20 protein-coding genes are annotated in these 24577 nt (G+C 70.7%); 11 read left to right on the top strand and 9 right to left on the bottom strand.

Going from position 1 to position 24577, the window contains the following annotated elements; translation table 11 throughout:
- Positions 1-2 precede the first annotated feature (2 nt).
- Positions 3-1310, top strand: coding sequence for a sensor histidine kinase (locus tag IG196_RS28045; RefSeq protein WP_225617105.1), 1308 nt, complete (start codon positions 3-5; stop codon positions 1308-1310).
- Here the strand turns inward: IG196_RS28045 and IG196_RS28040 are convergent.
- From IG196_RS28040 to IG196_RS28030, 3 genes are read right to left on the bottom strand one after another with little or no spacing between them, the layout of a single operon-like run.
- Entirely contained in the window at positions 1291-2655 is a 1365-nt protein-coding gene (locus tag IG196_RS28040) for an efflux transporter outer membrane subunit (RefSeq protein WP_192193912.1), read from the bottom strand. The two genes, IG196_RS28045 and IG196_RS28040, sit on opposite strands and share 20 nt — an antisense overlap.
- 8 nt (positions 2656-2663) lie before the next feature.
- A complete protein-coding gene (locus IG196_RS28035; RefSeq protein WP_225616831.1) occupies positions 2664-4640 on the bottom strand; it encodes a MacB family efflux pump subunit in 1977 nt (658 codons plus the stop codon).
- Positions 4637-5830 carry an efflux RND transporter periplasmic adaptor subunit gene (locus tag IG196_RS28030; protein WP_374221147.1) on the bottom strand — a complete coding sequence of 398 codons (1194 nt, stop codon included), beginning with the start codon at positions 5828-5830 and terminating at the stop codon, positions 4637-4639. The genes IG196_RS28035 and IG196_RS28030 overlap by 4 nt, the downstream gene beginning before the upstream one ends.
- A gap of 181 nt (positions 5831-6011) precedes the next feature.
- Here IG196_RS28030 and IG196_RS28025 point away from each other — a divergent pair, with 181 nt between their 5' ends.
- The 7 genes from IG196_RS28025 (at position 6012) to IG196_RS27995 (ending at position 14685) form a co-directional block, all read left to right on the top strand.
- On the top strand, positions 6012-6551 hold the full coding sequence (locus IG196_RS28025) for a sigma-70 family RNA polymerase sigma factor (RefSeq protein WP_192193911.1): 540 nt from the start codon (positions 6012-6014) through the stop codon (positions 6549-6551).
- On the top strand, positions 6544-7482 hold the full coding sequence (locus IG196_RS28020; protein ID WP_192193910.1) for a FecR family protein: 939 nt from the start codon (positions 6544-6546) through the stop codon (positions 7480-7482). Before IG196_RS28025 ends, IG196_RS28020 begins: the two co-directional genes overlap by 8 nt.
- A gap of 85 nt (positions 7483-7567) precedes the next feature.
- Positions 7568-10066 carry a TonB-dependent siderophore receptor gene (locus IG196_RS28015; protein ID WP_192193909.1) on the top strand — a complete coding sequence of 833 codons (2499 nt, stop codon included), beginning with the start codon at positions 7568-7570 and terminating at the stop codon, positions 10064-10066.
- A 174-nt stretch (positions 10067-10240) separates the two neighbouring features.
- Entirely contained in the window at positions 10241-12421 is a 2181-nt protein-coding gene (locus tag IG196_RS28010) for a TonB-dependent siderophore receptor (RefSeq protein ID WP_192193908.1), read from the top strand.
- Between the two features lie 58 nt (positions 12422-12479).
- On the top strand, positions 12480-13118 hold the full coding sequence (locus tag IG196_RS28005) for a DUF4198 domain-containing protein (protein WP_192193907.1): 639 nt from the start codon (positions 12480-12482) through the stop codon (positions 13116-13118).
- A 31-nt stretch (positions 13119-13149) separates the two neighbouring features.
- Positions 13150-13512 carry a DUF3325 domain-containing protein gene (locus IG196_RS28000; RefSeq protein WP_192193906.1) on the top strand — a complete coding sequence of 121 codons (363 nt, stop codon included), beginning with the start codon at positions 13150-13152 and terminating at the stop codon, positions 13510-13512.
- A 129-nt stretch (positions 13513-13641) separates the two neighbouring features.
- Positions 13642-14685 (top strand): NADP-dependent oxidoreductase, encoded by a 1044-nt coding sequence (locus IG196_RS27995; RefSeq protein ID WP_192193905.1) that lies wholly within the window; start codon positions 13642-13644, stop codon positions 14683-14685.
- 29 nt (positions 14686-14714) lie between these two features.
- On the opposite strand, the gene IG196_RS27990 is transcribed toward IG196_RS27995, so the two are convergent.
- From IG196_RS27990 to IG196_RS27965, 6 genes are all read right to left on the bottom strand, one after another.
- The gene (locus tag IG196_RS27990) at positions 14715-15041 is read right to left on the bottom strand and encodes a hypothetical protein (RefSeq protein WP_101493857.1); all 327 of its coding nucleotides are present in this window, start codon (positions 15039-15041) and stop codon (positions 14715-14717) included.
- A 79-nt stretch (positions 15042-15120) separates the two neighbouring features.
- Positions 15121-15972 carry a DMT family transporter gene (locus tag IG196_RS27985; RefSeq protein WP_192193904.1) on the bottom strand — a complete coding sequence of 284 codons (852 nt, stop codon included), beginning with the start codon at positions 15970-15972 and terminating at the stop codon, positions 15121-15123.
- Between the two features lie 201 nt (positions 15973-16173).
- Positions 16174-16863 (bottom strand): helix-turn-helix domain-containing protein, encoded by a 690-nt coding sequence (locus IG196_RS27980; RefSeq protein WP_192193903.1) that lies wholly within the window; start codon positions 16861-16863, stop codon positions 16174-16176.
- A gap of 38 nt (positions 16864-16901) precedes the next feature.
- On the bottom strand, positions 16902-18032 hold the full coding sequence (locus IG196_RS27975; RefSeq protein WP_192193902.1) for an SLC13 family permease: 1131 nt from the start codon (positions 18030-18032) through the stop codon (positions 16902-16904).
- A gap of 8 nt (positions 18033-18040) precedes the next feature.
- Positions 18041-19594: a class I adenylate-forming enzyme family protein gene (locus IG196_RS27970; protein ID WP_192197178.1), complete on the bottom strand. Its 1554-nt coding sequence runs from the start codon at positions 19592-19594 to the stop codon at positions 18041-18043.
- 87 nt (positions 19595-19681) lie between these two features.
- On the bottom strand, positions 19682-20569 hold the full coding sequence (locus IG196_RS27965) for a LysR substrate-binding domain-containing protein (protein WP_192193901.1): 888 nt from the start codon (positions 20567-20569) through the stop codon (positions 19682-19684).
- 190 nt (positions 20570-20759) lie between these two features.
- Here IG196_RS27965 and psrA point away from each other — a divergent pair, with 190 nt between their 5' ends.
- The 3 genes from psrA to phnA all read left to right on the top strand — a co-directional run bounded on the left by psrA (position 20760) and on the right by phnA (position 24575).
- The gene (gene psrA / locus IG196_RS27960; RefSeq protein ID WP_192193900.1) at positions 20760-21854 is read left to right on the top strand and encodes an iron-containing alcohol dehydrogenase PsrA; all 1095 of its coding nucleotides are present in this window, start codon (positions 20760-20762) and stop codon (positions 21852-21854) included.
- A gap of 115 nt (positions 21855-21969) precedes the next feature.
- The gene (locus IG196_RS27955) at positions 21970-23283 is read left to right on the top strand and encodes an MFS transporter (protein WP_192193899.1); all 1314 of its coding nucleotides are present in this window, start codon (positions 21970-21972) and stop codon (positions 23281-23283) included.
- A gap of 44 nt (positions 23284-23327) precedes the next feature.
- Positions 23328-24575 carry a phosphonoacetate hydrolase gene (phnA, locus tag IG196_RS27950; protein WP_192193898.1) on the top strand — a complete coding sequence of 416 codons (1248 nt, stop codon included), beginning with the start codon at positions 23328-23330 and terminating at the stop codon, positions 24573-24575.
- Positions 24576-24577 lie beyond the last annotated feature (2 nt).

Raw genomic sequence — 24577 nt, 5'->3', positions numbered from 1 at the left:
GCATGCACGCGCAGATGCAGCAGCGCTGGCGCAGCTCGGTGCGCGTGCGCATCGTGATGATGTTCGTGGTGCTCGCGCTCGTGATGGCCGCGGTGTTCGTGGGCGGCATGAAGCGCTCGTTCTCCAGCACCTGGGCCGAGGCCGCGCAGCCGATGCTGACGGACTACGCCGACCGGCTGGTCACCGAACTCGGCACGCCGCCCGACACGGCGCGCGCGCAGGCGCTGGTCGACCGGCTGCCGATCACCATCCGCATCACCGGGCCGACTGTGAACTGGGAGTCGAACCCCGGCGACGACATGCACGCGCGCGGTGGCTGGTTCCGCGACCGCGACCGCGAGGAGTCGATGTTCTCCACCGAGCGCTGGTTCGTGCGGCCCACGGCCGACGGGCATAAGGTCATCTTCGGCTGGGCGCCCCGGCTGTGGCAGCTCGCACCGCGCGCGGCGGGCTGGACCACGCTGGGCGTGCTGCTGCTGCTCGTGGTGGTGGCCTACGGGCTGGTGAGCCGGCTGCTGCGTCCGCTGATCGACATCCGCGAGGGCGCGCAGCGCTTCGGCCGCGGCGAGTTCACGCAGCCCATTCCGATCCGCCGCAACGACGACCTGGGCGACCTCGCGCAGCGCGTCAACACCATGGCCAGCGACATCCAGGCCATGCTCGACGCCAAGCGCGGCCTGCTGCTGGCGCTGAGCCACGAGCTGCGCTCGCCGCTCACAAGGGCCCGGCTCAATGCCGAGCTGCTGCCCGCCACGCCCGAAGGCGAGGCCGAGCGCGAGGCGCTGCTGCGCGACCTCAACGAGATGCGCGACCTGATCAGCGACCTGCTCGAAAGCGAACGCCTCGCGAGCCCGCATGCCGCGTTGCAGCGCGAGCCGGTCGACCTGGCGGCGCTGGTGCGCGAGACCGTGGCCGAGATGCCCGGTGCGCAGGGCGTACAGCTCGACCTCGCGGACGGCCTGGTGCCGCAGGCCGTCGACCGCATGCGCGTGCGCCTGATGGTGCGCAACCTGCTGGACAACGCGCTGCGCTACAGCGCCGGCGCACCGCAGCCGCCGACCGTGACCCTGCGCGCGCCGGCCGACGGCGGTGCCGAGCTGGAGGTGCGCGACTTCGGTCCCGGCGTGGACGACGCGCAGCTCGAACGCCTGACCGAGCCTTTCTATCGCACCGACGGCGCACGCGCGCGCGCCACCGGCGGTGTCGGCCTCGGCATGTACTTGTGCCGGCTCATCGCCGAAGCCCACGGCGGCCGGCTCACGGTGCGCAACGCGCACCCGGGCCTGCAGATCAGCGTGCGGTTCGGCTGAGGCGCGTGGTCGCTTCGGCAGACCAGCCGCCGCCGAGCGCGTGGTGCAGCGCCACGCTGGCCTGCAACCGCGCCTGCAGCAACTGGGCGCGCGCGTCCTGCGCGGCGAACAGCGTGCGCTGCGCATCGAGCAGCGTGAGCAAGGTCTCGGCGCCCGCGCGGTAGCGCGACTCGGCGAGCGTGCGCGCGCGCTCGGCCTGCGCCAGTTCCTCGTCTTGTGCGACCCGCTGCGTGTCGAGCGCGGCCACGGCCTCGAGCGCGGTCAGCGCATCGGTGAAGGCGGCCACGGTGGCGGCGCGGTAGTTCGCGAGCAGTTCCTCGCGCCGCGCGGCCGACAGGTCGCGCGCCGCCGCGCGCCGACCGCCGTCGAAGATCGGCGCCGCGAGCGCCGCCGCCAGGCTGTACACCGGATGGTCGAACAGCGTGCCGAAGCGCGGGCCCGCCGCCGCGAGGCCGGCGCTCAGCGTGAGCGTCGGGAACATCGCCGCGCGCGCCGCCGCCACGTCCGCATCGGCCGCGGCCAGCGCAGCTTCGGCGCGTGCGATGTCGGGCCGGCGCGCGAGCAGATCGGCCGGCAGGCCGGCTTCGACCGAGGGCAGTGCGAGCTGCTGCAGGCTGGCGATGGCAATCGGCACCTCGCTGCCCGCCTGGCCGAGCCAACGTGCCATGCGGACGTCCGCCGCGCGCGACTGCTGGCGCAGCGTGGCGGCCGTGCGCCGCTGCGACGCGACGATGCCGCGCTGCTGCGCGAGTTCGAGCGGCGAGGCCGCGCCCGCGCGCGCACGGGCCTCGACCAGCTGCAGCAGGCGTTCGGTGTCGTCCAGGCTGCGCCGCGCGATGGCCGTGCGCTCGCGCAGGCCCAGCGCTTCGAGCCAGGCCGCACCCGCGCCCGCGCGCAGCGCGAGCCGCACCGCGTCGCGGTCGAAGGCGCTGGCCTGTCGCGAAGCGCCGGCGCTGTCGCGCTGCGCGCGCAGGCGGCCCCACAGGTCGACCTCGTAGCGTGCATCGAGCCCGAGCGCGCGCCGGCTGCCGCTCACGTTCGCATCGCCGCCGAGCCGGCCCTGGCGTTGCACATCGGCGGTCGCCGACAGTTCGGGCCAGGCCGAGGCACCGGTGATGCGCTCCTGCGCTTCGGCCTGGCGCAGGCGGGCTTCGGCGGCGTCGCCGTCGGGGTTGCCGGCATCGACCGCGGCGACGAAGGCCGGCAGCTCGGTGCTGCCGAAGCCCGTCCACCACGGATCGGCGACGGGCGGTGTGCGCGCAGGCGCATCGGTTGGCGGCGTCGCGCAGCCCGCGAGCAGCAGCGCCGCCAGGGCCAGCGCGGCGGGAGAAAAAAGGCGCGTCATGGCATTCATCATTCGGAAGACAGGGCCGCGACCGGATCGAGCGCGGCGGCCTTGCGGGCCGGCATGAAGCCGAACACCAGGCCGGTGAGCACGGCGCAGCCGAAGGCGCCCGCGATGGCCGTGAGGGAAAAGATCACCGGCACGTCCGCCACCATGAGCGCGGCGCCGAACAGCAGCCCGCCCACCACGCCCGCGACGCCGCCGGTCACCGTGACCAGCACCGCCTCGACGAGGAACTGCCGCAGGATGTCGCGCTGGCGTGCGCCCGTGGCCATGCGGATGCCGATCTCGCGCGTGCGCTCGCGCACGGTCATGAGCATCACGTTCATCACGCCGATGCCGCCGACCACCAGCGACACCGCCGCGATCAGCCCGAGCATCACGGTCATGGTGCGCTGGGTCTGCGCGCGCGCCTTGATCGACTCGGTCTGGTTGAACACCTGCACGTCGCGCACGTGGCGCTGCGCGGCCAGTACCTCGACGATTTCTGCCGCCGTCTCGGAGGCCTTGTCGACGTCGTGCACGGCCACCGCCACCCAGGTCGGGTGGTTGCTGCCGTACAGCCGCGCGGCGGCGGTGGAGAAGGGCACGATCACGCGCTCGTCCTCGCTGGCCTGGCCGCCGCCCGCGCCCTTGGCGGCGAGCACGCCCAGCACGTCGAAGGGCACGTTGTCCAAGAGGATGCGCTGGCCCACCGGGTCGGTGCCGTCGGCGAACAGCGCGGCCTGCACGCGCTCGCCGATCACCGCGACCTTGGCCAGGCTCTGCTCGTCGCTCTCGTCGAAGAAGATGCCGCGCGCGGTCGGCCACTTCAGCGCCTGCTCGAAGTCGGTGGTGGCGCCGCCGCCCTCGGTGCGGTGGTCCACGTTGCCGCGCCGCGCCACCACGAAGCCTTCGATGTAGGGCATGGCCACGCGCACGTTGGGCAGGCGGCGGAGGGTGTCGACGTCGGCCAGCGTGAGCTTGCCGCCGCGCCCGCGCGCGCTGTCGGGAATGGCGGCCACGTACATCTTGTCGGCGCCGAACAGCGAGATCTGCTTCATCACCGCTTCTTGCGAGCCGGTGCCGACCGCGAGCATTACGATGACCGAGGCCACGCCGATCACGATGCCCAGCAAGGTGAGGCCGGTGCGAAAGCGGTGGATCCACATCACGCGCCAGGCCGCGCGCAGCGCCTCGTGCAGCTCGGAGAGCAGGGCGCGCGGGGTGTCGGCGGCATCGACTGTGTTCGCGGGCGAAGGCAAGGGACGCGGCTCTGGCAGCGCTTCGGTGGGTGCACGCCCGCTGTCGGAGACGATGCAGCCGTCGCGGATCTCGATTACGCGGCGCGCGCGCTGCGCCACCTCGCGGTCGTGCGTGATGAGGATCACGGTGTGGCCGGCGGCGGCCATCTCGTCGAGCAGCGCCATCACCTCTTCGCCGCTGCGCGAGTCGAGCGCGCCGGTGGGCTCGTCGGCCAGCACGATGCGCCCGCCGTTCATGAGCGCACGCGCGATCGACACGCGCTGCTGCTGGCCGCCCGAGAGCTGGTACGGCCGGTGGCCCAGCCGATCGCCCAGGCCCAGGCGCGTGAGCAGCCCGCGTGCGCGCGAGGCGCGCTCGGCGGGCGACACGCCGGCGTAGATGGCGGGCATCTCGACGTTCTCCTGCGCCGACTCGGTGGAGATCAGGTGGTAGCCCTGGAACACGAAGCCGAAGGCCTCGCGCCGCAGCCGCGCGAGCGCGTCGGCGTCCATGCCGGCCACGTCCTGGCCGGCGAACAGGTAGCGCCCCTGCGTCGGCCGGTCGAGGCAGCCGAGCAGGTTCATCAGCGTCGACTTGCCCGAGCCCGAGCTGCCGACGATGGCGACGAACTCGCCCGCATGCAGTTCGAGCGTGATGCCGCGCAGCACCTCGACGGCCGGCGCGCCGTCATGGCCGCCGTAGGACTTGCGCAGGTCGTGCAGCGCGATCAGCGGGGTCGTCTTCGTCTCGGCTGCACTCACAGCTGGAACTTCCGCGTGCCGCCGCCGGCCGCGCGCTCGCCGGTGATGAGGCGCTCGCCTTCGGCGAGGCCTTCGAGCACCTCGCCCGAGAGCCGGTCGCGCACGCCGATGCGCACCTCGCGCGGCGCGGGCTGGCCGTCGGGGCCGAGCACGCGCGCGGTGAAGCGTCCGCTCTGGCCCTTCACGGCCGTGAGCGCGGGCAGCGGCGCCACCACCACGTCGCGCGCCGAGGCGGCGACGAAGTTCACCTGCGCGGTCATCTGCGGCATGAGCTCGCCGTCGGCGTTGTCGACGTCGAACAGCACGGTGTAGAGCACGACCTTGCTGGCGGCCGGTGCCTGCGGCGCATCGCCGCCGCCCTTGCCCGCGGGCACGGGCGGCGAGGGCAGCACCTGGCGCACGGTGCCCTCCCAGCGGCGGCGGTCGGCGCCGAGCGTGGTGAAGTACACGGCCATGTCGCGCTTCACGCGGCGCACGTCGGCTTCGGAGACCTCGGTCCACACCGTCATGCTCGACAGGTCGGCCACGCGCAGGATGTCGGGCGTCTGGTAGGTGGCGTTGAGCGTCTGGCCCTCGCGCGCCTGCACCGAGACCACGCTGCCGGCCATCGGCGCGTAGATGCGCGTGTAGCCCAGGCGCGCCTCGTCGGCCTTCAGCGTGGCCTGGGTCTGGGCGATCTGGGCTTCGAGGTGCGCGATCTTCGCGGCGGCCGAGGCCAGCGTGGCTTCGGCGGTCTGCACGTCTTCGGCGCGCGTGGCGCCCTCGGCGGCCATCTGCTGCTGGCGCGCGAACTGCTGGCGTGCCAGGCGGTGCTGCGCGTGCTGGTCGGCCAGTTGCGCGCGCAGGCCCGCGAGCGAGGCGCGGCCGGCGTCCACCGTGGCCTGCTGCACGCTGGGGTCGATCTCCACCATCAGCTGGCCCTTCTTCACCGGGTCGCCGGGCTGCACGTGCAGCCGCAGGATCTGGCCCGACACCTGCGCGCCCACGTCCACGTAACGGCGCGGCTGCAGCGTGCCGATGGCGGTCACGCTGCTTTCGATGTCGCCACGGCGCAGCACGGCGGTTTCCCAGCCGGGGTCGCGCGGGCTCGCCCAGACATAGGCCACGGCAGCAGCGGCCAGGGCCAGCGCCGCGAAGGCGGCGATGCGCAGGCGCGAGCCGGCGCGCGAACGGGAAGCGGGCGCCGTCACCGGGCGCCCTTGCGGAAGAAAACGAGGGTCATGCTGCTAAGACGTGCGAGACGCGGAAACGGGTAGCCCGCGCGGCACGCCTCCTGCGGAATGAGACGTTTCGGGGGACAGGACAAACTTTACAAATCTATAATGAGAATAACTCTCAATTGCGTCGCTGCCCGCGATGCCCCTTCACACCATGTCCCATCCGGAAGTCCGGCAGCTGTATGTCGACCACCAGGGCTGGCTGCGCAGCTGGTTGCTGGGCCGCCTGCGCTGCGGCTTCACCGCGGCCGATCTCACGCACGACACCTTTCTCAACCTCATCGAGCTGCCTCAGCAGCCGGTGCTGCGCCAGCCGCGCGCGTTCCTGCAGGTGGTGGCGAGCCGTTTGATGATCAATCGCTTTCGCCGCATGCAGGTCGAGGCCGAGGTGCTGCGCACCGTCGCGCTGATGGCCGAGGACGCCTGCGCGCCGAGCGCCGAAGACAGGGCCTGCGCGCGCGAGCTGCTGGGCCAGGTGCTCGCATTGCTGGCGACCGAACTCGACGTGAAGAGCCGCACCGCGTTCCTGATGGCGCGCGTCGAAGGGCGCTCGTACCGCGAGATCGCGGCCGAGCTGGGCGTGTCGGAGACGCGCGTGAAGCAGTACCTCGCGAAGGTGCTGGCGCATTGCCACGGCCGCATGGCGGCGGTCGCGCCGGAACCGGAAACTTCCGAAGCCCCGGCCCATGCCTGACGCGGCTGCCGAGCGCATTCGCCAGGAGGCGGCGCTCTGGGCCGTGACCCTCGCCGACGACGCGGTGGACGACGCCACGCGCGCCGCCTGCGACGCCTGGTGCGCGCTCGACGAACGCCATGCGCGGCTCTTGGCCGAGATGCGCCGCATGTGGGAATCGGTGACGCCCGACACGCCTGCGCCGCAGCCCGCGCGCCGCGGCCCGTCGCGCCAGATGCTGGGCGCGCTCGTGCTGCTGCCCTGCCTGCTCGTGGCGGGCGCCGCGATGCCGTGGCAGGCCTGGCTGGCCGACGAGCGCACCGGCGTCGGCGAGATCCGCCACCTGCGGCTCGAGGACGGCAGCCGTGTCGCGCTGAACAGCGACTCGGCCATCGACATCGATTTCTCCGGCAGCGTGCGCCGCGTGCAGCTGCTGCGCGGCGAGGTCTTCGTCGAGGTCGCGCACGGCGACAAGCCTTTTGCCGTGGTCGACCGCGACGGCACCGCGCAGGCGCTGGGCACGCGCTACGCCGTGCGGCGCGAGGCGGACGACACCCTCGTCACCGTCACCGAATCGCGCGTGCGCGTGCAGCCGCTCGATGGCGGCGACGACCGCTGGGTCGATGTGCAGGCGGGGCAGCAGGTGCGCTTCGACCGCCGCGGCGTCACCACCGACACCGTGCCCGCCGCGCCCGGCGGCCTGGCCTGGCCGCAGGGCCGGCTGGTGTTCGACGACGCGCCGGTGGCCGAGGTGCTGCGCCAACTCGGCCAGCACCGGCCCGGCCTGCTGCTGGCCGACGACGAGGCCCTGGGCGCGCTGCGCTTCACCGGCGTGCTGCCCATTCAGCAGAGCGACGCCGCGCTCGCGCTGCTCGCCAGCGCACTGCCGAGCTTGCGGGTCTCGACGCTGTCGCCGTGGCTTGTGCGAGTGACCACCACGGCGCCGCGGTGACCGGGCGGCTGAACTTTTTCGCGCACACCGCTACCCGTTTCCCGTGCCCGCTTGTCATAGGTGGTGAAGAGAGATTCACCACACCATGACAGGACCTGCAGCAGACCCGACCGAGACCGCGCATGCTGGCGTGCAGCGCTGGCATCGCCTGCGCCGTGCCTTCGCGCTGGCGAGCCTGGTGCTGCTCGCCGTGCCGGCTGCCGCGCAAGCGCCCACTGCCGATGCGGCCTTCGAGTGGCACCAGCCCGCGCAGCCGCTGAGCGGTGCGCTGACCGCGCTCGCCGTGCGCACGGGGCTGCTGCTCGGCGTCGATGCAGAGGTCGTGCGCGGCAAGCGCGCGCCCGCGCTGCAGGGCCGCTACACGGCGCGCGAGGCGCTGCTGCAGCTGCTCGAAGGCAGCGGCCTTGAAGCGGTGCGTGGTGCGTCCGGTGGCTATGCACTGCGCGTCGCGGCACAGCGACCATCGGGCCCGAAGCCGCAGGCTGAAGCCCCTGCGGCAGGCGGCGCGCTCAGCGAGGTCACGGTCACCGGCGGGCGCGACACCGGCACCGTCACCGAAGGCACGGGCTCCTACACCACCGACGGTGTGCTCGGCACCGCGACGCGGCTCGAGCTCACGTTGCGCGAGACACCGCAATCGGTCAGCGTGCTCACGCGCGAGCGCATCGACGACCAGGGCCTGAGCCAGATCAGCGACGTGCTGCGCCAGGCGCCCGGCCTGAGCTTCGTGCAGAGCGGCAACGCCGGCACCGACGCCAACGCCGTCTACTCGCGCGGCTTCGAGGTCGAGAACTACCAGGTCGACGGCATCCCGCAGGCCGGCACCTGGCTGCTGCAGACCGGCGACCTGGCCTTCTACGACCGCGTCGAGGTGGTGCGCGGCGCCACGGGTCTGCTCAACGGCGTGGGCACGCCGGCGGCCACCGTCAACCTCGTGCGCAAGCGCCCGGGCAACACGCTGCAGGCCAGCGCCTCGTTCAGCGCCGGCACCTGGAACCGGCAGCGCGCCGAGCTCGACATCGGCGGGCCCGTCACCGCCGACGGCCGCGTGCGTGCGCGCGTGGTCGCGGCCGTGCAGGACGGCGACTCGTGGATCGAGCGCCACCACGAGAACAAGCGCCTGTTCTACGGCATCGTCGAAGCCGACCTCGCGCGCAGCACGCGCCTGAGCGCCGGCTTCGAACTGCAGCGCCACGACAACGACGGCGTGGCGCGCGCCGGCCTGCCGCTGTACTTCAGCGACGGCACCGAGGCCGACTACGGCCGCTCGCGCAGCGGCGCTGCGCGCTGGGCCCGTTCGTACCAGGACCAGCGCCAGTACTTCGCCGCGCTCGACCATCGCTTCGACAACGGCTGGGCCGTGCACGCCGCGTTCAACCGCTCGCGCCGCGCCTACGACGATGTCATCGGCTACGCGTTGCGCGGCTATATGAGCCGCGCCACCGGTGCGGGGCTCGGCCTGTGGACCAACCGCTGGAACGCGGTGCCGGTGCAGAACGCGTTCGACCTGTACGCCAGCGGCCCCTTCGAACTCTTCGGCCGGCGCCACGAACTGGTGCTGGGCTACAACGCCTCGCGCACACACAGCGACGCGCCGCTGTACGCGGGCTGGAACGTGGCGGGCTTCGACCCGTGGCTGGCGAACTTCAACAGCTGGACCGGCGACCTGCCGGCCCAACCGCATCAGCCCGTGACCGGCCGGCAGCAAACCGCCACACGCCAGACCGGCGCCTATGCCACGGTGCGGCTGCGGCCCACCGATGCGCTCTCGGTCATCCTCGGCGCACGCGTGAGCGACTGGAAGGACGTGACGCGCAGCTTCCCTCTGCAGCGCGCCGCCACCGTCACCGCGCGCAGCGAGAAGGGCGTCGTCACGCCGTACGCGGGCGTGGTGTTCGATCTCGACAAGCACTGGTCGGCCTACGCCAGCTACACCAGCATCTTCAAGCCGCAGGCCAGCAAGGACCGCAGTGGCACCTACCTCGATCCGCTCGAAGGCCACGCCTACGAAGCGGGCGTGAAGGGCGCCTTCTACAACGACCGGCTCAACCTCAGCGCCGCCGTGTTCCAGGTGAAGCAGGACAACCTCGCCGTGCGCCTGGACAACGAATTCGCGCCCGACGGCTCGGCCGCCTACCGCGCCGCCAAGGGCACGACCACGCGCGGCTACGAATTCGAGATTGCCGGCGAGCTGCTGCCCGGTTGGCAGGTCGGCGGCGGCTTTGCGCACAGCGTGGCGCGCGACGCGGCCGGCCAACGCCTGAACACGCAGGTGCCGAAGAACCTGCTGAAGCTCTTCACCAGCTACCGCATCGCCGGCATCGGCAACGGCCTCACGGTGGGCGGCGGCCTGAACTGGCAGAGCGACACCTACAGCACCGGCCTCGGCCCTTCGGGCCACGCGCGCTTCACGCAGCAGGCCTACACCACGCTCGACCTCATGGCGCGCTACCCGATCAACAAGCACCTCGCCGTGTCGGTGGCGCTGAACAACGTCTTCGACACGCGCTACCGCACCAGCACCAGCACCAGCTTCTACGGCGCCCCGCGCCACCTGCTCGTGACCTTGCGCGGCACCTACTGACGCACCGAGTTTCTTTCTCCGCAGCCAGGTCGCTGCCGGCCCCTTCGCGGCCGGGTGTGCGTCGCTAGCCATCTCCTGCCAACGGGCGTTGCCGATCTCACGGGTCGGGCCGCCCCCTTTCTTCATGCCATGAACCAGCATTCGTTTTCACGCGCCCGCTTCCGGCGGTCTCCCGTGGCCCTCGTCGCCCTGCTTTGCTGCGGCGTTGTCAGCGCGCAGCAGCAACAACAACAGGCCGCCAGCGGTGCGGCACTGTCCGAGGTCACCGTGTCGGGCGACCGCAGCGGCCGCACCGAGGGCAGCCGCTCCTACACCGCCGAGCAGGCCTCCACCGCGACCCGCATGGACCTGTCGATCCGCGAGACGCCGCAGTCGGTGACCGTGATCACGCGCGAGCGCATGGACGACCTGGGCAGTGCCCGCATCGACGACGTGCTGGGCCAGACCACCGGCATCATGGTCGGGCAGGCCGACAGCGAGCGCGTGAACTACGCGGCGCGCGGCTTCTCGATCAACAACTTCCAGATCGACGGCATGCCGCGCGGCCCGAATTCGCCGCTGTCCGACACCGTGCTGTACGACCGCATCGAGGTCATCCGCGGCGCCACCGGCCTCATGGGCGGCACGGGCGATCCGTCGGCCACCATCAACTCGGTGCGCAAGCGCCCCACGCGCGAATTCCAGGGCAGCGCCTCGCTCACCTATGGGCGCTGGAACCATAAGCGCGCCGAGGTCGACCTGTCGGTGCCACTCACCGCCGACGGCCGCATCCGCGCGCGCACCGCGCTGGCCTGGCAGGACCGCGACTCCTACATGGACATGTACCACGAGCGCAAAACCGTGGGCATGGTGATCGTCGAGGCCGACCTCACGCGCTCCACGCTGCTCACCGCCGGCATCGACTTCCAGGACAACAAGCCCACGGGCGCGACCTGGGGCGCCGTGCCGTACTGGAACCACGACGGCACGCTGGCCAATCTGCCGCGCAACACCAGCCTCAGCACACCGTGGAGCACCTGGGCCAACAAGCAGCACACGACTTTTGTCTCGCTGCAGCACCGCTTCGACAACGACTGGAAGGTGCACCTGGGCTATGCGCGCACCACCAGCGCCAACAACACCACCGTGGCTTATGGCGGTGGCGGCTACCCCAACCGCTTCACCGGCGCAGGGATGTCGCTGTGGAGCGGCAACTACGGCGAAGGCAAGTACGTCAACGACAACTTCGACCTCTATGCCACCGGCCCCTTCAACCTGTTCGGGCGGCGCCACACCTTCATCGCCGGATGGAACGGAGGCAACCAGACCTACACCACGCAGGGCGGGCGCTCGATCGTGCCGTTCTCGCTGTCGATTCCCGACTACCGCACCTGGACCGGCAACATCCCGCGCCCGATCTTCCTGGCCGACGGCTCGAAGAGCGTGGGCTTCACGCAGCTCAACGGCGGCTACGTGGCGGGCCGCTTCAGCCTCACCGACCCGCTGAGCGTGATCGTCGGCGCGCGCGTGAGCAACTACCGCAGCTACACGCACGCCTACAACACGGCGCAGCAGTACACGCGCACGACGGGCAGGTCGGAATCGAAGGACGAGGTCACGCCGTATGTCGGCGTGGTCTACGACCTGGACAAGCACCATTCGCTGTATGGCAGCTACACCACGCTGTTCCGCCCGCAGACCCAGAAAGACCGCAACGACCAGTACCTCACGCCCGAGACCGGCACCAGCGCCGAGCTGGGCCTGAAGGGCGAGTACTTCGGCGGCGCGCTCAATGCGTCGGCCGCCGTGTTCCAGGTCAAGAAGAAGAACCTGGCCGAGCTCGACCGCAGCGTGTCCGCCGGCTTCCGCCTGCCCGACGGCGGCCAGGCCTACGTGGCCAGCGGCGACGGCGTGACCGCGCGCGGCCTCGAGTTCGACGTGTCGGGCCAGATCACACCCGACTGGAATGTGACCGCCGGCTACACCTACCTGGACGCGAAGACCGCCAAGGGCGCGCGCGCCGTGCCCAACCAGCCCAAGCACCTGCTGCGCTTTGCGACCGCCTACCGCTTCAGCGGCGCCTGGCGCGGCCTGAAGGTCGGCGGCGACATGACGGCGCAAAGCGGCATCTACGGCGAGTCGTGGTACGGCCAGCCGCCGCTGTTCAGCATGAAGGACCCGCTGCCGCGCATCTCGCAGAAGTCGTACGCGGTCTTCAGCCTCATGGCCAGCTACGAGATCCACAAGAACCTCACGGCGCAGCTGAACATCCGCAACGTCTTCGACAAGAAGTACTACCGCAACGTGGGCTTCTACGACTCCGTGTTCTGGGGTGAGCCGCGCAACGTGAGCGTGACCCTGCGCGCCAAGTTCTGAACACCCCGCCTTCCATTCCGTCTCAACCATGCCATCAACCAACCTAGGAGCATCGACCATGAAGAAACCCCTGTTCTCCCTTGCCACCCTCGCGGCGGCCGCGTTCGTTTTCTCGGGCGCCGCGCACGCCCACTTCGTCTGGCTCGAGCCCGCCGCGGGCGGCGAGGCCAAGGCCTATTTCGGTGAATGGGCCGACGACCTGCGCGAGACCGAGTCCGGCCACCTGAAGCTGGTCAGCGCGCCGCGCGGCATCGCCGCCGACGGCAAGGAGACGCCCGCCACGCGCCATGCCGACCACTTCGTGGTCAAGGCCGACGCCAGCGGCGACGCGCGCCTCGTGGGCGCCTACGTCAGCGACAAGGGCGTGGCGAGCCTCTACCAGGCACGCACCGGCCGCACCGAGACCGTCGCGCGCCACACGCTCGAGCTCGTGCCGCAGGCCGCCAACAGCAACAGCTTCACGCTGCTGCTCGCAGGCAAGCCGCTGCCCAAGGCCGAGGTGGTCGTGTTCGGCCCGCCGAAGTGGGAGAAGAAGTTCACCACCGACGACGCCGGCAAGGTCACGCTGCAGACGCCTTGGCCCGGCCAATACGTGGTCGAGGTGAACCACACCGACAAGGACGGCAAGGGCAGCTGGGACGGCAAGCCCTACACGCAGACGCGCCACGTCGCCACGCTGAGCTTCGTCGTCCGGTGAGGGCGGGGCTTCCGGCGCGGGGGGGCTTGCAATGAGCACCTTCGCGCTGGTGTGCGCCCTGTTCGCGTCCGCGCTCGGCGGCTTCGTCACGCTGAGCCTGGCGATGGACCGGCACTACGAAGACGCCCACGGGCGCGGCCGCACGCCGGGCCCGTCGCGGCCCTGGCAGCAGCTGGGCGGCGCGGTGCTGCTTCTTCTCTCGCTGGTCGCCGCCCTGCGCCTGCGCGGGCCGGCCATGGGCTGGGTGCTGTGGCTGGGCGCGCTCACGGCCGCCGCGCTCGTGGTGGTCGGCCTCGTGAGCTACCGGCCCGCCTGGGCGCGGCGCATCGGCGCCGTGGCCTCCGTGCTGGGCGTCGCCACGGCGGCGGTGTACGGGCTGCTCCTGCTTCCATAGCAGGGCCGCAGAAGGCGCAAAAGGGGCAGGGCGGGCTGTCGCCTGCGCTACGCGCGGGGCCTTGCCCCGCGACTACGATGCGCCTGCATCGCCGACGCCCGGCACATCCACGTCAAGGAGACAGACACCATGAGCAGCCCCCTCACCAACCACCAGGTCCGTCTTGCCAAGCGCCCCGAGGGGACGGCCACGCGCGAGCACTGGCGCTTCAGCACCGAGCCCGTGGCCCAGCCCGACGAGGGCGGCGTGCTGGTCAAGACGCTGTCGCTGTCGCTCGACCCCGCCATGCGCGGCTGGCTCAACGACGCCAAGAGCTACATCCCGCCTGTCGCCATCGACGAGGTCATGCGCGCCGGCGGCATCGGCCGCGTGATCGCCTCGAAGAACCCGCAGTTCGCCGTCGGCGACACCGTGTACGGCACGCTCGGTGTGCAGGAATACATGCTCGTGCCGCAAGACCAGATCAAGCGCAACGGCCTCGTGAAGATCGACCTGCGCGTGGGCACCATCACCCAGTGGCTCAACGTGCTGGGCATGCCCGGCATGACCGGCTACTTCGGCCTGATGGACGTGGGCATGCCCCAGGCAGGCGAAACCGTCGTCGTCTCGGGCGCAGCTGGCGCCGTGGGCCAGACCGTCGGCCAGCTGGCCAAGATCAAGGGCTGCCGCGTGGTCGGCATCGCTGGCGGCGCCGCCAAGTGCGACTGGGTGGTGAAGGAGCTGGGCTTCGATGCCTGCATCGACTACAAGGCCGGCGCGGGCGCCGTGCGCGAAGGCCTCAAGGCCCACTGCCCGAAGGGCGTGGACATCTACTTCGACAACGTCGGCGGCGAGATTCTGGATGCGGTGCTGGCACGCCTGGCGCGCAAGGCCCGCGTGATCATCTGCGGCGCCATCAGCCAGTACAACAACGCCAACAGCATGCCGGCCGCCGGCCCGAAGAACTACCTGAGCCTGCTCGTGAACCGCGCGCGCATGGAAGGCATCGTGGTGTTCGACTACGCCGACCGTTACCCGATTGCCATCGCCGAGATGGCCGGCTACCTGAAGGACGGCCGCATGAAGAGCAAGGAAGACATCGTGAAGGGGCTCGACACCTTCCCCGAGTCGCTGAACAAGCTGTTCGCGGGGGAGAACTTCGGCAAGCTGGTCCTCCAGGTCGCCGAGGAGTAACTGAAAGGGGCGCCGTGGCGCCCCGAACCTCAATCGTCGACAGGCCGCATCGGAATATCCCCCATCGCATCGTCCTCCCGCAGCCCGCGCGCGGCCTTCAGCAGTTCGATCGAGAGGCCGTCGCCGTGGCCGGCAAAGCCCTGGGCGATGCCTTCGAGCACGGTCGACAGGTTGGTGTCGCCGTCGGTGCGGGCGTCCATGCTGATGTTCAGGACCCGCGCCGCCATCTGCCGGTAGGTGACGGCGCCCGCGCCCTCCAGCGCGGCCACCAGGTCGAGGTACAGCGCCAGGTTCATGTCGAACACCAGCTTGGGCGTGATCTCGAAATCCTCGGTCTTTTTGTTCTTCTGATCCATGGGGGTGACTCCTTTTTCCTGAGCCTCCACTCTAGCCACAAAAAACGACAAGCTCTGTCGGGCATCGCCCTGATTTGTCTCATTTCGCACGCGTGCCCATCACCGCGGCCGAGATGATGAGCGCCGCCGCCAGCGCGATGCTGGCCGTGAGCGCCCGGCCGGTCACGGCCAGCAGCAGCGCGGTGGAGGCCAGCGGCGTGAGGTAGCTGAGGATGCCGATCTGCCGCGCGTCGCCGCGCTTGAGTGCCATGTCCCACACGAAGAACGCCGCGCCCAAGGGGCCGAGGCCGCACAGCGCGACCAGCAGCCCGTCTTTCGCCGACAACGCGACCGACGGCTCCAGCAGTGCATGGCAGGCCAGCGAGAGCATGCCCGACACCAGGCCGAACAGGCCGATGGCCGAGGTCGGGAAGGGCGTGACGCGCTTCGTCCACAGCGAGTAGCTGGCCCAGATGAAGGCCGAGCCGGCCGCGGGCAGGAAGCCCCAGTACGTGGCGGGCGCACCCGGCAGCGCAGCGCCACCGCTGCGCGCACCGAGGATCGCGATGGCCGCGCCTGCGAAGCCCAGCAGCGCCGCCACCACGTGCAATGGGCGCAGCGACACGCCCGGCAGCAGCACCGGCGCCAACACCACCATGAGCAGCGGCCAGAGGTAGTTGACGAGGTTGGCCTCGACCGGCGGCGCATGCCGCAGCGCGATGAACAGCAGGAAGTGGAAACCGAAGAGGCCGTACACCCCGAGCGCCAGCGTGCGCGGCGGCACGCGCCAGGCGCGGCGGTCGCGCAGCACCAGCGGCCAGCTCGGCACGCTGCCGATGATCAGCGCCAGCCCGGTCAGCAAGAACGGCGGCAGGTGCGACAGCGCGGTGCCGAAGGCGGCGAGCGTGGCCCACAGCGCGATGGCGAGCAGGGCGTAGAAGGTGGCGGGCATGGAGCCGAGGCTACGTGAGGCGGTCGTCGCGCGATGGCGGTGCGTCGTCGCGCAACGACGGTCTGGTGTTACACCTTCCCCCGCTGGGGGAAGGTGGGGATGGGGGCAGGCCTTCGATGAGGCGCCGCGCTTTTTTCGGAGGCCGTCGTGCCCCCACCCCTGCCCTCCCCCAGCGGGGGAGGGAGACATGCAAAGACAAAGTCAGCGGCGCAGTGCGGCGGTCAGCGCCGACGGCGACCGGTAGCCCGTGCGGCGCGCCGTCTCGGCCACGCTCAGGCCTTCGAGCCGCAGCGCGCGCGCATGGGCCAGCCGCAGCGTGCGCAGCCAGAGCATCGCGCTCTGGCCCAGCTCTTCGCGGCAGCGCTGCGCGAACTGGCTGGGGCTCAGGCAGGCGACCTCGGCCAGGTCGGCGACGCCCAGCGGGCGGTGCCAATTCGCCTGCGCCCAGGCCGCGAGGGCCGGCCAGTCGATGCGGCGGCGGCGCGTGTCTGCGACCGACGGGGCGACGCCCCAGGCTTCGAGCAGCAGGGCCGGGCCGTGCTGCAGGGCGAGGGCCGCGTGCTGCGGCTGCTGCAGGCAGTGCGCGAGGTAGCGGGCCAGCGCATGCAACCGGGGCGCATCGGACGGCGGCTGTTCGACGCAGCGCGCCCACGGGGCATGCGGCGTGTCGAGCACGAGGCAGACGCTGCCGCCGCGCCGGGCCTCGAAGTCGTGACGGTCGCCGGGCGCGACCACCTGGGCCTGGCCCGTGCCGATGCCCGAGCCGCGGCCTTCGACTTCGATCTCGAGCACGCCGTCGAGCCCGAGCAGCACCTGGAAGTGGTCGTGCGCATGGCTGCCGCGCGACTGGGTGTAGTCGCGCAATGAGAGGACGGGGGCGGGCGTGTGCATGGCGGGAGCGATTGTCCGCGCCGCCCCGCCGCCTGTCATCACCCCAGCCGCAGCAGCAGCGCCGAGGCCGCGCACACCAGCAAAAACGGAATGCTGATGCGGTGGAACTCGCGCAGCCCGTGCGGCAGCTTGGCCAGCCGCAGCGCGATGAGGTTGGCCAGCGAGCCCAGCACGCAGCCGAAGCCGCCCACGCTCACGCCGGCCGCCAGCGCGGGCAGGTCGTGCACGTAGTGGTCGAGCAGGATCGCCGCTGGCACGTTGCTGATGACCTGCGAGGCGGCAATGGCCGCGAGGTAGGCGCGCCAGCCTTCGCCGATGGGCCAGTGACCCAGCAGCGCCGCCACGGCGGGCAGCTCGGCGGCCTGGCGCAGGTCGACGAACATCAGCGCAATGATCGCCAGCAGCGCCCAGTCGATGCCGCGCAGCACGCGCGGGTAGGTGAGCAGCAGCACGCCGAACACCACGCCCAGGCCGGGCAGCAGCCAGTGGCGGTCGAGCGCGACCACGAAGCCGACGAACAGCACGCCGGCCAGCGCCAGCAGGCGCGGCTGCACGGGCGCGGCTTCGGTCTCCTCCTCGCGCAGCGCGATCGGCGTGCGCGGCACCAGCCACCACACGGCGACGAACAGCCAGAACCCCATGATCGCCACGGTCGGGCCCATCATGGCCATGAAGCCGAAGAAGCTCTCGCCCGAGCGGTGCCACAGGTACAGGTTCTGCGGGTTGCCGATGGGCGTGAGCGCCGAGCCCGCGTTGACGGCCAGCGCCTGCAGCACCACCAGCCGCGCCAGCGGCAGGTGCGCCTGCACGGCCAGCACGCGCGTGAGCGGCACCAGCAGGAACAGGCTCACGTCGTTGGTGACCAGTGCGGACAGCAGCGCGGCCGTGGCCGTGAGCGCCATGGCCAGGCCGCGCTCGCTGTGCGTGTGGGCCAGCAGGCGCCGCGCGGCGGCCTGCAGCATGCCGCTCTTCTCGACGCCCTGCGTGATGGCCAGCAGGCCCGCGAGCGCGCCCACGGTCTGCCAGTCGACCAGCTGCAGCCAGTCCATCGGCGCGCGCGGGCGCACGAAGGCGAACACGACGGCGACGGCCACCAGCACCCACAGCAGGCCGTTGCCGCCGCCCTGTTCGGGCGGGGCGGCGGTGTCAGCGATCGGGGATGCGCTCACTCAGGCACTCAGGCACTCAGGTCGCGCAGCTCGCGCTTGAGCACCTTGCCGATCGCGCTGCGCGGCAGCTCGTCGATGAAGCGCAGGCGCGCCAGCCGCTGCGTCTTGCCGACCTGCGCGTTGGCCCACTGCAGCAGCGCGTCTTCGGTGGTGGCGTCGCCTTCCCGGCGCACCACGAAGGCCACGGGCGTCTCGCCCCACTGCTCGGACGGCACGCCGACCACCGCCACGTCGGCCACCGCCGCATGGCCGCGCAGCACGCCTTCGAGGTCGCTCGGGTAGATGTTGAAGCCGCCGCTGATGATCATGTCCTTCTTGCGGTCGAACAGCGTGAGGAAGCCGTCGGCGTCGAAGCGGCCCACGTCGCCGGTGCGGATGAAGCGCTTGCCGGTGGCGTCGAACCATTCGGCCTCGCGCGTCTTCTCGGGCTGGCGGTGGTAGCCGGTCATCATGCCGGCCGAGTGGCCCACCACCTCGCCGGCCACGTCGGTGTCGCCGCGCGGCAGCTGGTTGCCTTCTTCGTCGATCAGGCGGATGTCGCTGCCCGGCGCGGGCTGGCCCACGGTGTGCAGCTTGGTCGGGTTCAGGTGCGCCTCGAGGATGCAGGTGCCGCCGCCTTCGGTCATGCCGTAGAACTCGACCAGCCCGCCGGGCCAGCGCTTGAGCACGTCGGCCTTGAGCGCCGCGTTGAAGGGCGCGCTGGTGCTGAACTTGTGGCGGAAGGTCGAGAGGTCGTGCGCGTCTAAGCGCGGGTGCGCCATCAGGCGCTGGTACTGCACCGGCACGAGCATGGTGTGCGTCACGCGGTGTTGCTCGGCCAGCTGCAGGTAGCCCAGCGCGTCGAACTTTGGCATCAGCACCACGCAGCCACCGAAGGCGATCGTGGGGAAGAACACCACCAGCGTGGTGTTGGAGTACAGCGGCGTCGACAGCAGCGTGACCGTCTCGGGGCCGTACTCGTACTTGGCGCCGCGCTGGATGTGCGACCAGCGCATGCCGTGCCCCTGCACGATGCCCTTGGGCTCGCCGGTGGTGCCCGACGAATAGATGATGTTGAAGGCCCAGCCGGGCTGCGCGTCGACGGGCTCCGGCTTCGTGCCGGGTGCTGCGAGCCAGTCGTCGAGGGCACGGCCGACGTCGGAGCCGTCGAGCGCGATGTGCGGCAGGCCGTTGGCCTGTGCGGCGCCCACCACCTCGGCGGCCGAGGCGTCGGTGAACAGCAGGCGCGCGTCGGCGTCGCTGATCATCCGGGCCAGGCTGGCGGGCGCCGAGCCGGGGGCCAGCGGGGCCACCGCGACGCCCGCGCGCAGCGCGCCGAGGAACACGGCGGCATAGGGCACCGACGAGGCGGCGCAGACCGCGATGGCGTCGCCGGCGCGCAGGCCGTCGCGCTGCAGGGCGGCGGCGATGCGGTCCATGAGCGCGTCGAGCGCGCGGTAGTCCAGCGTCTGCTGCGCATCGGCCAGCGCGGGGCGATCGGGCGTGTGCTGGGCGTGGAGGCGGACCAGGTCGGCAAGGGTGCCGAAATCGCGCGCGGCGGCGTCCTGGAGGGCGGGGTGCAAGTTCAAGGTCGATCCTTCGTCTGAGGCCAGACGGCAGGATAGCGAAGAAGCCCGCCGCGGGGTGTGCCGCCCGTGACGAAACCCCGCTCAGTCGGTCGCCGTGTCGTCGCCCTGCTGCGCCACGTCGAACAGCGCGCGGATCAGCGGCCGGTCCTTGCGCACCGCCAGGCAGCACAGCGAGTAGCTGATCGAGAGCTCGTCGTCGTCGATCTCCACCACCTTCAGGCCGGGCAGCGGAATGCACTCGATCTGCGTCACGAAGCCCACGCCCATGCCGTTGGCCACGGCGTGCAGGATGGCCTCGCGGCTGTTGATCTCCATCACGCAGTTCATCTGCACGCCCTGCTGCGCGCAGGCGCGCTCGACGCGGTGGCGCGTCTTGGAGCCGGGCTCACGCAGGATCACCGGCTCGCCGGCGATGTCGCGCGTGGCGATGGTGCGCTTCTTCGCCCACGGGTGCTTCGCGGGCACCACGGCCACGATGCGCTCCACGCGGTACGGCACCTGGTACAGGCCTTCGATCTCGGGCGGCTCGACGAGGATGCCGACGTCGATGTCGAAGTCCTGCAGCCCGCTGAGCGTGGAAGCTTCGGAGCCGATCGACACCGTGAGGTCGAGCCCGGCGTGGCTGCGCTTGAAGCTGCGCGCCAGCTCCAGCGCAATGGGCGGCGACACCGCGCCCACGCGCACCAGCCCCGTGCGCAGCTTGTGGGCGCGCTGCAGGAACTGCATCGCTTCTTCTTCCTGCCCGAACAGGCCCTGCGTGATCGCATACAGCTGCTCGCCCGCGGCCGTGAGCCGCACGGCGCGCCCGCTGCGCAAAAACAGCTCGACGTTGAAGCGCTCCTCGAGCGCCTTGACCTGGTCGGTCACGGTGGGCTGGCCGATGTGCAGGTAGCGCGCGGCCGTGGTGAAGCCGCCGGTCTTGGCGACGGCGTGGAAGCAGCGGATCCACTTGTAGTACTGGTGAAACATGGGGCGATCGTGAGGGGCGTCGGTGCCGGGGGCGTGCGCCGAGCCTCTCTCAGATTCGGCGCCCGCGCCTATGCAGGCTTTCCCCAAGGCATCCATCGGTTTTGGACCGGTTGCACGCGCGAAATGCGATTGGACGCCCCGGTGCGCCGCTTCGACACTGCGGCCCAGACAGAAACCGGAGACAAAAAACATGCCCCACGCTTACCGCAACCCCGTGTCCATTCATTCCGGGCGAGGCAGCCTCGAACGGCTGCCCTCGCTCCTGGCGGGCCGCCGCGTCGCGCTCGTCACCTTCCCCGAGGCCCGCGGGCTCGGCCTGGTCGACCGCCTGCAGGCGCTGCTGGGCGACGCCCTCGTCACCGTCATCGACGACGTGCGCCCCAACCCCGATGTCGCCCACCTGCGCGACCTGTACAACCGCTTCTGGCAATCGGACGCATCCTGCGACGCCATCGTGGCGGTGGGCGGCGGCAGCGCCATCGACACGGCCAAGGCCCTGATGGTGGGCACGGCCAACGGGCAGTTCGACGAGCTCGTCGCGCTGCTGGCCACCGGCAAGCCCTTCGTGCCCGCCAGCGTCAAGCCGCTGATCGCCGTGCCGACCACGGCGGGCACCGGCAGCGAGGTGACGCCCTGGGCCACCATCTGGGATGCCGGCAACCAGAAGAAATACTCGCTGCACCTGGACGCCACCTGGCCCGAGGCCGCCATCGTCGACCCCGAGCTCATGCTCTCGGTGCCGGCGGGCACCACGGTGTCGACGGGGCTCGACGCGCTCTCGCACGCGCTCGAAGCGATCTGGAACGTCAACGCCAACCCGGTCTCCGACACCTTCGCCGTCTCGGCCGTGCGCGACATCTTCGACTGCCTGCCGGCGCTGCTCAAAGACCTGGGCAACCTCGACCTGCGCGAGCGCATGGCGCTGGCCGCGCTGAAGGCCGGCATGGCGTTTTCCAACACCAAGACGGCGCTGGCGCATTCCATCTCTTACGAGATGACGCTGCGCCACGGCCTGGCCCACGGCATCGCGTGCTCGTTCACGCTGCCGCTCGTGCTGGAGAAAGCCTGGGCCCGCTCACCCGACCGCGACCAGACGCTGCAGCTGATCTTCGGCCCCGACCTGGCGACCGCCACACAGCGCCTGCGGGCATTCCTGCAGGGGCTTGGCGTGAAGACCGAGTTTGCCGACTATGGCGTGGCGGACAGCGAAGCGGCGGCCATGATCGCGCGTGCCATGGACGGCGCGCGCGGCAAGAACTTCATCGGCGCGGCGGCGTTGGCCTGACAGGCAGGGACTGCGCAGCGAGACAAGAGAGTCAGTTAGGCAAGACAGACAGCGATGCCGGCCATTTCGAGCCGGCCCCACGGGCCCCACGCCCGTCAAGACAAGGAGACATACCATGCAAGCGGCCAATCCCATCCTGCAGGCGGGCACCTACGTGCCTCCCCTCGACAATTCATTCCGCAAGGCGCAGTGGCGGATGCTGCTCGCGGCCATGTTCTGCTACTTCTTCTTCTACACGGGGCGGCAGACCTTCGGCTTCGCCATCCCCGGCATCCAGAAGGAGTTCGGCCTCTCGAAGGAAATGCTGGGCTGGGCCTCGACCTCGCTGCTGTGGTGCTATGCCGTCGGGCAGGCCATCAACGGCAACCTGGGCGACAAGTTCGGCGGACGCCGCGTGATGACGGCCGGCGCCATCCTCTCGTGCGCCGCCAACTGGGTCGTGAGCTTCGCGGTCGGCTTCAAGAGCCTGGCGATTCCGTGGGGCATCAACGGCTACTTCCAGGCCCTGGGCTGGGCACCGGGCAGCCGGCTGCTGTCGAACTGGTGGGGCGCGGGCGAGCGCGGCAAGGTCTACGGCTTCTATGTGTTCGCCGCCGGCTGCGCCTCGGTGCTGTCGTTCGTGACCTCGATCATCGTCGTCAACGTGCTGCACCTCGACTGGCGCTGGATCTTCCGGCTCCCCGTGCTGCTGATGCTGGTGGGCGGCATCGCCTTCTACCTGATCGCCCGTGAACGGCCCGAAGACATGGGCTTCAAGTCGCCCGACACCGGCGTGGCCAACAACAACCCGCAGGAAGCCCAGGTCGCCGTGGCCGACGGCGAGCCGCAAGAAAGCTCGTGGTCGCGCTACAAGGCCGTGCTCAGCAACCCCAAGCTGATGATCGCCGCGCTGGCCATCGGCTTCCAGAACGCCGCACGCTACGGCCTCATCGTCTGGGTGCCGGTGCACTTCCTGGGCAAGGACTGGGCCAAGGCCGCCGACGGCATGATCGACCCGGCCTGGATCTCGGTGGCACTGCCGGTCGGCATGGCCTTCGGCGCGCTCACCAACGGCTGGATCTCCGACAAGGTGTTCGGCTCCAAGCGCTACAAGGCCATCGTGCTGTACATGCTGCTGGGCGCCGTCGCCTCGATGGGCATGTACCTGCTGCCCACCAGCATCTTCGGCCTGGGGCTGCTGTTCCTCGCAGGCTTCTTCGTCTACGGCCCGGCCTCGTCGTTCTGGGCCCTGTGCCCCGACCTCGTGGGTGCCAAGCGCGCCGGCACCGCCACCGGTGTCATGAACTTCTTCTCGTACCTGCTGGCCGGCCTGGGCGAACCGCTGATCGGCCGGATGCTGGACGTCTCGGGCACCACCTCGGTGGTGTTCCCCATCGTCGCGGGCAGCTGCCTCATCAGCGCCTTCATCGCGCTGTTCATCCGCCGCTGAAGCCGTCGCACCCCTACACACAACTTGCCAAGGAGTACCCCTTCATGAAATCCGATTCCCTCGAAGTGAACGGCCGCAGCTACCGCTGGATGGTCCGCCCGGTCGTCGTCGTCTGCGTCGACGGCTGCGAGCCGGCCTACCTCGATGCGGCCATTGCCGCCGGCGTCGCACCCTACCTCGACACCATGCGCAAGGGCGGCGCCGACCTGCTCGCCGACTGCGTCGTGCCCTCGTTCACCAACCCCAACAACCTGTCGATCGTGACGGGCGCACCGCCGGCCGTGCACGGCATCTGCGGCAACTACTTCTTCGACCGCGAGCTGGGCCAGGAAGTGATGATGAACGACCCCAAGTACCTGCGCGCCGGCACCGTGCTGGCTGCGTTTGCCGATGCAGGCGCCAAGCTCGCAGTGATCACCGCCAAGGACAAGCTGCGCAAGCTGCTGGGTCACAAGATGAAGGGCATCTGCTTCTCGTCGGAGAAGTCGGACCAGGTGACGATGGAAGAGAACGGCATCGACAACGTGCTCGACATGGTCGGCATGCCGGTGCCTTCGGTGTACAGCGCGGAACTGTCGGAGTTCGTGTTCGCCGCCGGCGTCAAGCTGATGGAATCGCAGCGCCCCGACCTGATGTACCTGTCGACCACCGACTACGTGCAGCACAAGGCCGCGCCCGGCAGCCCCGCAGCGAATGCCTTCTACGCCATGATGGACGGCTACCTCGCGCAGCTCGATGCGCTCGGCGCCACCATCGTGCTCACGGCCGACCATGGCATGAACGACAAGCACGGCGCCGACGGTTCGCCCAACGTCATCTACCTGCAGGACGTGCTCGATGACTGGTACGGCCCGGGCCGCGCGCGCGTGATCCTGCCGATCACCGACCCCTACGTCGTGCACCACGGTGCGCTCGGCTCCTTCGCCACCGTGTACGTGCCGGACGAGAACCAGGTGCCCGGCTGGATCGACCGCATCCAGCGCATCCCCGGCATGCAGTTCGTGCTCTCGCGCAAGGACGCTGCGCAGCGCTTCGAGCTGCCGCCGGACCGCATCGGCGACATCGTGGTGGTCAGCGAGCAAAGCACCGTCATCGGCACCTCGGCCACGCGCCACGACCTGTCGGCGCTCGAAGTGCCGCTGCGCTCGCACGGTGGCGTGTCGGAGCAGAAGGTGCCCCTGATCTGCAACCGCCCCGTCGCGGGCATCGCGAGCACGCGCCGGCTGCGCAACTTCGATGCACTCGACCTCGCACTGAACCACGCCCAAGGCCCGCTGTTGGCCGCCGCCTGACC

The organism is Variovorax sp. 38R (genome assembly GCF_014843395.1).
Taxonomy (GTDB): Bacteria; Pseudomonadota; Gammaproteobacteria; order Burkholderiales; family Burkholderiaceae_C; genus Variovorax; species Variovorax paradoxus_H.
Note: the sequence above shows the minus strand (reverse complement) of the source record. Positions and strands in the feature narration are given on the sequence as shown.